The sequence below is a fragment of the Hassallia byssoidea VB512170 genome (assembly GCF_000817785.2).
Classification (GTDB): domain Bacteria; phylum Cyanobacteriota; class Cyanobacteriia; order Cyanobacteriales; family Nostocaceae; genus Hassallia; species Hassallia carrinoi.
Genome location: NZ_JTCM02000069.1, coordinates 20,823 through 33,956, shown reverse-complemented (window position 1 = coordinate 33,956; position 13,134 = coordinate 20,823). Strand labels below are relative to the sequence as shown.

Annotated in this window: 9 protein-coding genes; all 9 read left to right on the top strand. The window is 39.6% G+C overall.

The window, feature by feature from the left end; genetic code table 11:
* Window positions 1-406 precede the first annotated feature (406 nt).
* The 9 genes from PI95_RS23590 (at window position 407) to hppD (ending at window position 13,129) form a co-directional block, all read left to right on the top strand.
* Window positions 407-1,597, top strand: a complete 1,191-nt coding sequence (locus PI95_RS23590) for a calcium-binding protein (protein WP_039754459.1) — start codon at window positions 407-409, stop codon at window positions 1,595-1,597.
* 195 nt (window positions 1,598-1,792) lie between these two features.
* The gene (locus PI95_RS23585) at window positions 1,793-2,542 is read left to right on the top strand and encodes a peptidylprolyl isomerase (RefSeq protein ID WP_039754949.1); all 750 of its coding nucleotides are present in this window, start codon (window positions 1,793-1,795) and stop codon (window positions 2,540-2,542) included.
* Between the two features lie 196 nt (window positions 2,543-2,738).
* Entirely contained in the window at window positions 2,739-5,777 is a 3,039-nt protein-coding gene (locus PI95_RS23580; RefSeq protein WP_039754461.1) for a peptidase domain-containing ABC transporter, read from the top strand.
* Window positions 5,778-5,912: 135 nt separating this feature from the next.
* Window positions 5,913-7,355: a beta-barrel domain-containing protein gene (locus PI95_RS23575; protein ID WP_039754462.1), complete on the top strand. Its 1,443-nt coding sequence runs from the start codon at window positions 5,913-5,915 to the stop codon at window positions 7,353-7,355.
* 55 nt (window positions 7,356-7,410) lie between these two features.
* A complete protein-coding gene (locus PI95_RS23570) occupies window positions 7,411-8,391 on the top strand; it encodes a phosphotransferase enzyme family protein (RefSeq protein ID WP_039754463.1) in 981 nt (326 codons plus the stop codon).
* A gap of 90 nt (window positions 8,392-8,481) precedes the next feature.
* Complete coding sequence (locus tag PI95_RS23565) at window positions 8,482-8,673, top strand: hypothetical protein (protein ID WP_039754464.1); 192 nt, start codon at window positions 8,482-8,484, stop codon at window positions 8,671-8,673.
* 132 nt (window positions 8,674-8,805) lie between these two features.
* Window positions 8,806-10,089 (top strand): serine hydrolase, encoded by a 1,284-nt coding sequence (locus PI95_RS23560; protein WP_039754466.1) that lies wholly within the window; start codon window positions 8,806-8,808, stop codon window positions 10,087-10,089.
* Window positions 10,090-10,222: 133 nt separating this feature from the next.
* The gene (locus PI95_RS23555; protein ID WP_039754467.1) at window positions 10,223-11,611 is read left to right on the top strand and encodes an NYN domain-containing protein; all 1,389 of its coding nucleotides are present in this window, start codon (window positions 10,223-10,225) and stop codon (window positions 11,609-11,611) included.
* Between the two features lie 360 nt (window positions 11,612-11,971).
* The gene (hppD, locus tag PI95_RS23550; protein ID WP_039754469.1) at window positions 11,972-13,129 is read left to right on the top strand and encodes a 4-hydroxyphenylpyruvate dioxygenase; all 1,158 of its coding nucleotides are present in this window, start codon (window positions 11,972-11,974) and stop codon (window positions 13,127-13,129) included.
* The last annotated feature ends 5 nt before the right edge of the window (window positions 13,130-13,134 follow it).

Here is a 13,134-nt window from a genome sequence, read left to right as displayed (position 1 = left end):
GAAAAGTCTCAGGGGCGTCCGGTAAGATTAGTGCGATCGCGCATTAGTGCCAAAGCTGCAAAGTTACTATTTAAAAAACTAGTCGAGGGTCTAGAGTGAATAGCGATGAGTACAAAATGGCAGGGGGTGTTCGTCGAAGCGATCGCAAGCGTCCGGTGCGGAAGCCTAAACAAGAAGCTGTTGCTTGATAAAGACGTTAACAATTCAACAGCCCTTTGGACAAGGCAGAAGGGAAAAATTCTACCCTCTGCCTTTTTGTAAATTTCCGGGCGATCGCATCACTTTAACTGGTAATTTAACCTTCAACAACTTAAACATCAAAACTTTATAAATAAAATCAAGTTTATATGCGTATAATTACTCTATCCAAGTATTAATTTTACAGCATCTGCCCAAAAATACAATTATGTTAAATGATTCGTTAATTCCCATCAAGAACGCTGGCTTTGAATTGACAGTGCTGCCAGATGGTGGGTATACTTTAGAACCACCACCAGGTTGGACAGCATATAACCCAGATGGACTTCTACCTGCAATTCGAGAAATTAGTCCGGAAAATATTACTTCAAATATTGACACTTTTAATCCCACCGCAAACTTTTATAATCAAGTTCCCGAAGGTGAGAATATAGCGAATATTTCTTTAATTCAATCTCCCGGAAGCGGTATTGCAGGTTTAACCCAGACTCTCGATGCTGTTGTGGCAGCAAATACGAAGTATACCTTGACAGTTGATGTCGGTAGTGCAGCAGGTAACTTCTTTGGGTTTGACTTAACTGGTTCTCCTGGATATCGCGTTGAATTGTTAGCAGGGGATGAAGCGATCGCTGTAGATAATAACAGCTTAACACTTGAAGACGGCAAGTTTACTACTACCACCATTACTTATACTGCTGCTGCTGGTGAATCTATTATCGGGAAAAACTTAGGTATCCGCTTAGTTAATCTGCTTAATGGTGGAGGTGTAGAAGTAGACTTCGATAACGTGCAACTGAAAGCATCAGCTTTTGCCGCATCTCCCATCACAACAAATCAAACTTTATTCGGTAGCAGTAATAGTACTACCCTAAATGGTGGTTTGGGTAATGATACCATCTATGGTAATGGCTTGGCAACTATCATCTTTGCTGGTGATGGTAATGATAAAATTTACGGTTCTGCCAAAGATGAATATTTAAGCGGTGGTGCTGGTAATGACACCATTTATGGCAATGGTGGTTTTGATACCATCTACGCTGGTGAAGGTAATAACCTTATATATGGTGGTTCGCAAGCTGATAGGATTTACGCAGGTGCTGGTAATGACACTATCTTTGCCAATGGTGGTGGTGACTTCATTAACAGTGGTGCAGGTTTAGATACTATTTTCTTGGGTGGAAAAGCTACGGTAACGCTAGAAAAAGGTGAAGGTTACGACACCATCAACAACTTTGAATTAGGCTCAAGTAGATTTATGATAGGTAGCTTGCTGAATGATTTGAGCTTTGCTGACAGTGCAGGTGGTGTGCGTATTTTTGCAGGTAATGACTTGCTTGCGGTTGTATCTAATCAGTCTGCGAGTACTTTTAGGAGTAACGTTGGGGGAATTTTTGCCTAACTTAACTCTCTTGTAGAAGTTTAAAAGCCAGAAGCGATCGCTTCTGGTTATTTTTTGATTTTATTTTTGTAGAGCTATTTGTAATTCTCGCAGTTTTTGGGAAAATTAACCAACTTATAACCTTTTCTTGACCTTTAATCGGTACGTTATTACTTAAGGTAATAAATGACAGCGGCAAACCCGATAAAAACTGATATGACTGCAATAAATTTGCAAGTTGGCGATGTTTGGCAACAAGCCGCTACACATATAAGTAAAATTACATCTGGGGAAATTATTTCCCTACTAAAGCAGTATGGTATAATGCCGCAGTTTATGCGAGAGATTTTGATCGATTGTGCGATCGCCGATATTACTCTGACAACCGAAGAAACCTTTAAAGCGTGTCAGCAGTTTTATCAGCAACATCAACTCAAATCGGATGCTGATTTAGAAACATGGCTTGTCTTGCGTGGGTTATCTCGCGAACAACTTGACCATATCATCACCCGCAACACCAAGCTGGAATACTTCAAGCAAGGTAATTGGGGAAATAAACTAGAGTCTTATTTTCTCCAACGCAAAGCAAAGTTAGATCGGGTAATATATTCATTAATTCGAGTCAAAGATATCGGTATTGCTCAAGAACTTTACTTCCGCATTCAAGAAAAAGAACAGTCATTTAGTGAACTTGCAAGTAAATATTCTTTAGGTTCCGAAGCAGAAACAGGGGGTTTACTCGGTCCGATGGAATTGTCAACTCCCCATCCAGATTTAGCAAAAATGCTAATAGCAAGTCAACCCGGTAAGCTTTTACCACCAACCCGCTTAGGAGAGTGGATCGTCATTGTCAGATTAGAAAAGTTTATCAAGGCTCAGTTAAATGAGTCAATGCGTCAGCGACTATTAAATGAATTATTTGAAAATTGGATACAAACTCAGTATAAACAGCTGATTGCTCAATAAATAATAACTTTTAATTATTATATAACTTACGTAAAAATTCTCTCTCTTCCTCATTCCTCTGTGAACTCTGCGTCGCGCCAGTCGCTACAACGGGGGGAACCCCCGCAACGCGCTGGCTTCTCTGCGGTTCGTTTTTCCATAACAAATGCAGTAAGTCCTAAATCTTAATGTTAATTACCCTAAAAGCATTGACTTGATGAGCTACACAACAATTAACACAGAAACATTTCTTAAAGCGATCGCTCCTTTTGACCAACTTTCACAAATCGCACTATCTAAGGTATCACAACAGACGCAGTTATTGCGCTACCGCATGGGGCAAACAATTGTCATGCGGGAAAAAATACCCGCTGTAATTTCTATTATTTTTGAAGGACAAGCGCGACTATTAGGATACGATCCGAAAAGTCAGATGCCGATAACTTTAAAGTTACTGCAAAGAGGAGATATTTTAGGTTGGGTTGGGTTGGTGCGGGGAGTAGGTTGTGAAACAGCGATCGCTTCCAGTGAAACTATCTGTCTAACTATAAAATCAACCGAATTTCTCACACTTTTACAGCAAGAAAAAGCCTTTGCATCTTACTTTAGCAATCGTGCGGAATTAATCGAAGTCTTTGATTTATTAGCAGCAGAATTGCAAAGTCGTGCAGATAACGAGTTATTACTTGAAGCGACTCATTCAAATTCGTTGAAAGAATTAGCTTTAAAGGTTCATTCAGAAACTATAGTTGTCAATCTACCTCAAGATTCTCAAAATGAACTGCCAAGCGATCGCTTATGGTTAATTAGTGGGGGAACCATTCCACTTGAAGCGATCGCTACTCGCTATCACCCCCAAACGCACCTCACAAAAGGAAAGCATCTGCGTTTACTCGGCTTTCCCACAAATATTCTCCCCACCCTCCCCCTCTCCACGCCAGACGCCTCAACGGAGGACGCCTCCGCACAGCGCTGGCTTCCCTCCCCCACTCCCCCCCTCTCCCCCTCCCGTGATGATATCCCCTACGCACCAGATGAACCAGAAGGAAGACTCGTTGAAACTTCTAACCTAAAAAAATATCCATACGTGCGCGGTAGTGGTAAAATAGATGCGGCTCTCGCTTGCTTTCAAATGTTGAGCAAGCAGTTGAATTTGCCTTTTCGTCGCGAAGTTTTACGTAAGATTTTGCTTTCGCAGCAACGGAGAACAGGTTCGCTATCGTTGCAGCATTGTGGAGCGATCGCTGAATCATTGGGTTTAAATGCTCAACTTATCAGTTTACCAGTCAACGCGGTAGGACGACTTCAAGCACCGGCGATTGTTCAATGGCAAGATAGTTTTGCCCTACTTTACGAAATCAATACTCAAGCGATCGTTTTAGGAATTCCCGAAGTTGGAGTTTTACGGCAAAAAACCGCAGATGTTGCCAGTATTCTGCTACAATCGGCAACCAAACCAGACGAATCTCCAAAAGAAGCTGTTCCAGTTTTGCTGTTACAACAAACTAGATATACACCCCAGCAAAAGTTTGGTTTAAGTTGGTTTTTACCTTCTTTATATAAATATCGTCAAGTACTAATAGAGGTATTTATTGCCTCTTTCTTTGTCCAATTATTTGGGTTAGCAAATCCGTTGATGACCCAAGTTATTATCGACAAAGTATTAGTCCAAAATAGCGCTGATACATTGCAAGTATTGGGAATTTTTCTAATAGTGATTGCAGTATTTGAAGCCGTGCTTACCAGTATTCGGACTTATTTATTCGTCGATACCACCAATCGAATAGACTTAACGCTAGGTTCAGAAATTATTGACCATTTGCTACGTTTACCTTTACGATACTTTGAAAGGCGTCCTGTAGGTGAATTATCAACGCGAGTAAATGAGTTAGAAAATATTCGCCAATTCTTAACCGGAACAGCTTTAACAGTCGTTTTGGATGCGGTGTTTTCAGTTATTTATATTGTGGTAATGTTTATCTATAGTTGGCTGCTGAGTTTAGTAGCACTTTCTACATTACCGTTATTCGTACTTTTAACAACATTAGTTTCTCCAATTGTACGCCGACAACTGCGAACAAAAGCAGAACGCAATGCGGAAGCGCAATCTCATTTAGTTGAGGTACTGTCGGGTATCCAAACAGTAAAAGCGCAAAATATCGAATTGCGATCGCGTTGGCAATGGCAAGAACGTTACGCTCGTTATGTCAGCGCAGGTTTTAAGACAGTTCAAACTTCTACCGCAGCAGGTTCTACAAGCAACTTCTTAAGTCAACTTTCTAGTTTACTCGTGTTGTGGGTAGGAGCGTATTTAGTACTCAAAGGCGAACTTACTTTAGGGCAATTAATCGCCTTTCGGATTATAGCAGGTTACGTCACCAGTCCATTGCTGCGTTTAACGCAACTATGGCAGAACTTCCAAGAAACCGCACTTTCTTTGGAAAGGTTGAGCGACATTATCGACTCACCTACAGAATCTTCCGAAAGCGATCGCGGTAACATTCCCATGCCGATGATTCAGGGTTCAGTAAAGTATGATAATGTATCTTTCCGCTTCAATCCCAGCGGACCGCTGCAACTCAACAATATCAACTTAGAATTTCCCGCTGGTATATTTGTCGGGATAGTCGGTCAAAGCGGTTCCGGTAAAAGTACTTTGATGAAACTTCTGCCGCGTCTGTATCCTCTAGAATCAGGTCGAATTTTAATCGACGGTTACGACATCAACAAAGTCGAACTTTATTCACTCAGACGACAGATAGGTATTGTACCACAAGATACGCTGCTATTTGATGGGACAATCCAAGAAAATATCGCCTTAAATTATCCAGACGCTAGCTCAGAAGAAATTATCGAAGCTGCGAAAATAGCCTTTGCTCACGAGTTTATTATGAACCTACCCAATGGCTACAATACCAGAGTTGGAGAGCGCGGTGCATCGCTTTCTGGGGGACAGCGACAACGAATAGCGATCGCTCGAACCATCCTCCAAAATCCGCAAATGCTCATTCTCGACGAAGCTACCAGCGCTCTTGATTATGAATCAGAACGGCAAGTTTGTTTAAATTTAGCCGAAGCATTCAGCGAGAGAACAGTTTTTTTTATTACCCATCGTCTCAGCACAATCCGCAACGCCGATTTAATTTTAATGCTGGATCAAGGTTTTGTAGTTGAACAAGGAACCCATCAAAAATTAATGAGTGAAAAAGGTCGTTATTACTGTTTATATCAACAACAGGGAATGGGTAATGGGTAATGGGTAATAGTGAATAGGTAATAGAAAATAGGTTAATAAAAACAATTACCAATTACCAACTGCCCATTACCCATTACCCATTACCCATCACCAATTACCCATTCCCAATTACCCATTACCCATTACCCATTCCCAATGAATTCTGAATTTGACCAACCTGTAATTTTACAGCGATCGCCTATATTATCACGAGCAGTACTATATTCTATTGTTGGTGTAACTAGCTTCACGCTTATTTGGTCTGCCGTTGCTAAAATTGAAGAAGCGATTCCGGCAACTGGTAAACTAGAACCACAAGGAACGGTCAGAGAAGTTAAAGTACCGCTCAATGGTTTGGTAAAAGAGGTTTATGTTAAAGACGGTCAGCAAGTTAAGCAGGGAGACTTGCTGTTGCGTCTTGACCACACTGCACAAAAAGCGCAAAAAGTCTATTTCCAAAAAGTTCGTAATACTTTACTACAAGAAAATCAATTTTATCAATCCCAGATGGATGGTAAGGTTCGCATTCCGGCGAAAAATCAAGTAAAATTGCCTGAAGAGATAGCAATGTTGACGAAAAATCGCGCAGCTTTAGTTGCCGAAAATCAACTTTATCGAGTGCAACTTTCAGGAAAATTACAAGGAGTAAATCTGACACCCGATCAGCAATTACGCTTGCAAACCAGTCAACAAGAACTGAAAACAAAAGCTGCTACAGTGAAGTTAGAAGCCTCGCAATTAGAAAAGCAGGTGGTACAAAATCAGGTAAAATTGGCGAATGCGAAAAACGTTTTAAAAATCAATTCCCGCATTCTCAAAGATTTAGAACCGTTGTTTAAACAAGGTGCGATCGCTCGACTACAATATTTACAGCAGCAGCAGCAAGTAAGCACTCAACAGTCAGAAGTCGATGAGTTAATCCAAGAAGGAGAACGTTTGAAATTAGCGATCGCTCAATCTGGGGAACGTCTGCAAAATACCATGTCTGCGTCAAATCAAGATTTGTGGACGAAAATAGCCGACAACGACAAACGCATCGCGGAAATAGACAGCCAATTAAAAAAGGCGATCGTTGAAAACGAAAAGAACATTGCCGAACTCGACAGCCAAATCAGTCAAAACCAAGTTTCTTTAGATTATCAAGAAATTCGTTCCCCAGTCAATGGTACAGTATTTGATTTGAAAGCCAGCAACCCTGGATTTGTTGCCAATTCTACCGAACCCGTTCTCAAAGTTGTACCCGAAAACTCTCTCAAAGCCGAAGTATTTCTAACCAACAAAGATATCGGTTTCGTCAAAACAGGAATGCCAGTAGACGTGAGAATAGACTCTTTTCCCTTTAGCGAATTTGGTGATATCAAAGGTACACTAGAATCGATTGGTTCCGATGCCTTACCACCCACCGAAATTCGTCCTTACTACAGCTTTCCAGTAAAAGTGCGTTTAAATCAGCAAGCACTTATACTCAAAGACAAACAACTACCTCTTCAATCAGGCATGTCAGTAAGTGTTAACATCAAACTACGAAAACGCACAATTTTAAGCATCTTCATCGACGGATTTACCCAACAAATAGAAAGCCTAAAATTCATGAGATAAACGTAGTAAGCGCTGAAGCGCTTTCTTAACCCATACCTCATTTCCATAAATTAAAATGGACTGGAACCAACTCGCACAAACAGCACTAACTCAATACAATATCACCGATGCGAGATTATTTTTCCTCGGTCATAGCGAAAACGTAACCTTTCGCATTGAAACATCTAATTCATATAGCGGAAAACCAGCAAAATTCCTTTTTCGTATCCATCACCCAATTGCTCAACAAAGCGATTCAATTTGGCAGCAACACAACGTAATTGACTCAGAACTCTTATGGCTGTCAGCATTACATCGCGATACCAATCTGATAGTACCGAAGCCAATGCAAAACAAAAACGGTACTTTCGTCACCTCTGTTGCAATTGATAGAAAACTACCACTCAATTGCACTTTAATGCAGTGGGTTGAGGGTTGCCAAATCAGTACGCAACCCACACCAACTCAAGCATGGCAAATTGGCGAATTGATGGCACGATTGCATCAACACACCAGCGTTTGGGAGTTACCTTTAGGCTTCGTGCGACCAAAATACGACTGGGAAGAGTTACAAACCTCACTTATGAGGCTGCATCTAGTGACAATATCTGACGCTGATTTTGCTGTGCTGGAGACAGCAGTCAAGCAAATTTCTCTAGTGATGACAGCGTTAGGAAAAACACGCTCTTCTTGGGGTGTGATACACGCAGACCTAAACGAAAACAATTATATCTTTCATGAAGATGAAGCACGAGCGATCGACTTTTCACGTTGTGGCTTCGGTTATTATCTTTATGATATTGCCTCTACACTGCTACATCTGCTTTGTGAAAACCGTAAAGCGTTCCTCAATGGTTATCAAAGCGTGCGCTTATTACCTGATGACTATCAAAATATATTAGAGGCATTTTTTCTCGCCGCAATGATACATAATTTTGCATTTCACGCATCAAATCCCAACGAACACGATTATTTATTGGAAAATATACCCTACCTAACTGAGACACTTTGTAGCAGATATCTTCAAGGCGAACCATTCTTATTTTACTACTACTAAAGAAAGAGGAATAATTACTTCTTCAAGATGAGGCAAAACTAATGAATTAGCTGTTTATGTTGATAAGAGCAACCATTAAGCCTAAAAACCATGAATAAGACATTACTATCAACTTTAATCTTTGCCTTCTTACTCTTGTTCATCCTTTCTCCCTTTGCTGCACTTGCTAGTTTAATGCTCGTGTTATTAGTAGGAGCGTTTTTCTCTTTAGTAGGGAATATCTTTCAAGCAATTATTGGTAGTAACAGCGATTCTCGATCGCAAAAAGAAGCTCACGAATAAAAGCATTTATTTTTGGATGTTGAAAAATTGTGCGATGGCACTTTGTGCCCGCCGTAGGCGATCGCCAAAAACAAGATACCCGACTTCGCAATAGTTGTCGGGTATCTGAAACCAAATATTACTATACCTACCATGCAAAACATCGAAGCGCAAGTAAACGAATATCTTCAAGTACATACCAACAAATACTATTTTAGCGGTTCTGTATTAATCGCTCAAAACGGTAATATTTTAATCAGTAAAGGATATGGCATGGCAAATTATGAACTTGATGTTCCTAATACCCCTCAAACCAAATTCCGCATAGCTTCCATTACCAAACAGTTTACTGCAATGGCGATCGTGCAATTGCAAGAAAAAAACTTGCTCAACGTCAACGATTCAATAAGCAAACATATACCCGATTATCCAGAAACAGGTAAACAAATTACCATCCATCATTTATTAACTCATACATCAGGCATTCCTAATTTTACAAGTTTTCCTGATTATGAGCAAACTATGATGATACCTTCTTCTGTTGAAACAACTATTGACAAATTTAAAGATAAACCCTTAGAATTTACCCCCGGAGAAAAATATAGCTACTGCAATTCTGGATATATTTTATTAGGCTACATCATCGAAAAGATTTCTGGCAAACTCTATGAAACTTATCTCCAAGAGAATATTTTCCAACCTTTGGAGATGAAAAATACTGGATATGACCATTACAGTAACATAATTAAAAATCGCGCTTCTGGTTACTATATGACTGGTAATGGTTCAATAAATGCAGCTTATATAGATACGTCTATTGGTTATAGTGCAGGTGCTTTGTACTCCACAGTAGAAGATTTATATTTGTGGGATAGAGCATTATATACTGAAAAAATCGTCAGTAAAGCTTCTTTAGATAATGCTTTTAATCCTTTTCTAGAAAACTATGGCTATGGTTGGCTCATAACAGAAATATTCAGTCATAAAGTTGTCGGTCATAACGGGGCAATTAATGGTTTTGTTACAAATATCGACCGATATATTAATGATGATGTTTGTATCATTGTGTTGTGCAATAATGGATTTTCAATGATTAATGTAATTAGTAAAGACTTAGCCGCAATTGTTTTTGGGGAAAAATATGAACTTCCTAAAGAAAGAACTGCGATAAAAGTTGACCCCAAAATCTATGATGCTTATATTGGAGAATATGAACTAGCTCCTAACTTTATCATTACAATTACCAAAGAAAATGACCAAATTTTTGCTCAAGCTACTGCACAATCTAAAGTTGAAATCTACCCCGAATCAGAAACGGAATTTTTCTACACGCTAGTTTATGCCCAAATAACCTTTGTCAAAAATGAAAAAGGAGAAGTGACAGAATTAATTCTGCACCAAAATGGACAAGAAATGCCTGCTAAAAAGATTAAGTAAGTATTAACATTTACCTTAAGCAGTTTCACGGATCTCAGATGGTTTCTTGCCCAGATATAACATGATTAAATTACCATTTTTAATGATGGTTGGGGATATCCTACTGTAACGTGCTTGTAAATGGCTGTAAACTATGGAACTTTTGCTGACAACTTATGATTCTGCTCTCTTCAACAAAATCGGCTTCTATGTTGGTCAAGCAATTATTGCCATTCAAGACAAGCAACCAGAATTATTACAGGAAAAATATAGAAACGTACCTTGGAACAGTCGCCATCAATCTAGTTTAACAGCAAAATTAACCGAAATACTTCGCCCAAGTGACGACTGGGACACATTAATTAAAAAATTGCAAGGATTTCTAAAAGTTTTATTAATTTCTGAATCCTTCAACTCACCAATATTAATAAAATTAATTGAAGAAATTCGTCTACTAAATCCTGCAAAACTTGAGTTAAATGGTTCAAGCAGCCATAGCACAGTTACTAATGGCTCTTTACCGCAAACAAAAATAGCAGTTTTACTTTTAGATGCAGAAAACTTACAAATAAACGCCGAAACTGAACAATTCTTAACAACAGTTTGTACTTGCCCGATTCAAGTTAAAATTGCCTTTGCCAATTGGCGCAGCATGGGTAAACTAGATGTTGAATTTCATCAGCGTGGTTACGACTTGATTCATGTCCCCGCAGGTAAAGATCATGCTGATGGAAAAATGATAGCTTTTGGCTCGTCAATTCATGAGCATTACCCAAAAGCTAAGGAAGTTTTAGTTTGTTCCTCAGATACGGTGATGACTAACCTGTGCAACCATCTTCAGCAAAATGGATTAACAGTGTATCGGGTTAGCAAGCAAGGAAATAATATAACAGTATTTAATATCTCTACAGGCAAAAAGGATAATTATTCTCTGAATATATTACCAAAAATACCAACACTTGAACAGTTTATTCATCAAATAAAAGAGTTAATCAAAATAGAACAAAAGCGGACTAAAAACTGTTGGGTAAAACTTGCTACTCTTTCTCAAATGTTTAAAGACAAATACCAATTAACTATCAGTCAAGTTGTCTCTCAACATCTCCCAGGTAAAAAGGCAAGAGATATTTTTGTTAATTATCCCACCGAGTTTGTAGTTCACCAAATGAGTGAGCAGTCTGAATTATATGTAACGCTGTTTGAAATAAATCAAGTGCAGCAACTAGATAGCAGCAATGACGATATTCAACAAACTAATGTAGCATCATTATCAAGCATTAATTCAAACACAGATTTGGAACAAGCGCTGAAGAATATTATAAAAAAGTTAACTACTCAATCTTCTAATAGCTACATTTGCATTGGAATTTTAGGTAGCAAATTTCGTCAACAATATGGTAAATCGATTACTGAGCAAATCAAATCTTTGCATCTAAATGATAATTTTATTAAATTTTTACAATCATGCGATTCTTTTGAGCTACAAAAAATAGGCGATCGCTGGCATGTAGCATTACGTCAAGCCTCAAATGTTACAGCTTAGGACAAAATTAGATAAATTCATCACAAACACTCTGCGTTACTCTGCGCTTACCTTAGCTACAGGAGTACGTTTAAAAACGCGATCGTACTGTACTTAGTCTCTTGATTATGTATGATGTAAATAAATGTAAAGAACACAATGCATGATAAAGTCATTGTCGGTGCGTTGGCAAAGCCACTCCCTTGGAGTATCGCGCCACATTAAAGAGCGCCTTAACTTGCTTTCCTGGCATCTTATGTTTTTTTAGGTCAAAAACAAAGCTGATTATACTTAATTCTAGCTTAGGAAAGACCTGAAAATCCGGCAAAAAAGGCAAAATCTACAGACAGATAAGCTCCAAGCGCTGGATTTTCCTAGTTTATGAAAATAGATCACGTTCACTTTTATGTAAAAGATGCGCTCGTCTGGCAAGACTGGTTTGTAAGTCATCTTGGCTTTCAAGCGGTAACAGATTATATAATGCCCCTAAGCTTGACATCAAGCAACGAGTACGGATCGTTTCACACTTGCACAAAAGTAGTCAAAAGTGGTGCCGTCTGCTTTTTGCTGTCTTCACCACTGTTACCCACAAGTCCAGTAGCTGAGTTTTTGCGTCAGCACCCCCCTGGTGTGGCAGATGTCGCTTTTGCTGTCGAAGATGTAGAAGCTGCGATCGCCCTCGCTACACAACACAACGCCAAAATCATACAACCGATTCACCAATACCAACAAAGTCAAGAATACATCAAGTGGGGCAAAATCTCCGCTTGGGGTTCTTTGACTCATACTTTGATAGAAAGGGGACAAGGGAGACTCCTTGGAGACAAGGGGACAAGGGGACAAGGGGACAATTCTTTCTCCCCATTCCCCCCATCCCCCCATCTCCTTGTCTCCCCATCTCCTTGTCTCCCCATCCCCCTCCCCCTCCCCTCCATCACCGCTATAGATCACATCGTCCTAAACGTGGCAGCGGGTGATTTAGAACATGCTGTGGCTTGGTATGAAGAGGTTCTCGATTTTCAACCCCAACAAGCGTTTAAAATTAAAACCGATCGCTCTGCTTTGCACAGCCGAGTTATGCTTTCACGTAATGGCAGCGTACAATTGCCAATTAATGAACCGGCTTCAACTCATTCTCAGATTCAAGAGTTTTTGGACGTGAACCTGGGAGCGGGAATTCAACATATCGCTTTGCAAACGCCCAATATTGTGGATGCGATCGCTCTTTTTCGGCAGAGTGGTTTATCCTTACTTCCAGTGCCTCAAAGCTATTACTCGCAGCTAAAACAGCGACAAGGACTGCCTTTATCAACTCTAGAACTTGAGGCGTTAGCGAGACAGGAAATTTTGGTAGATTGGAGAGAAGATAATCAAAAAGCAGTACTGCTACAAATTTTTACTCAGCCAATTTTCGGACAGCCTACCTTTTTCTTTGAGTTTATCGAACGCCGTTCGCAAGCTCAAGGTTTTGGTGAAGGTAACTTTCGCGCTTTGTTTGAAGCGATTGAAAACGAACAAATCAAACGCGGTAGCCTTTAATCATT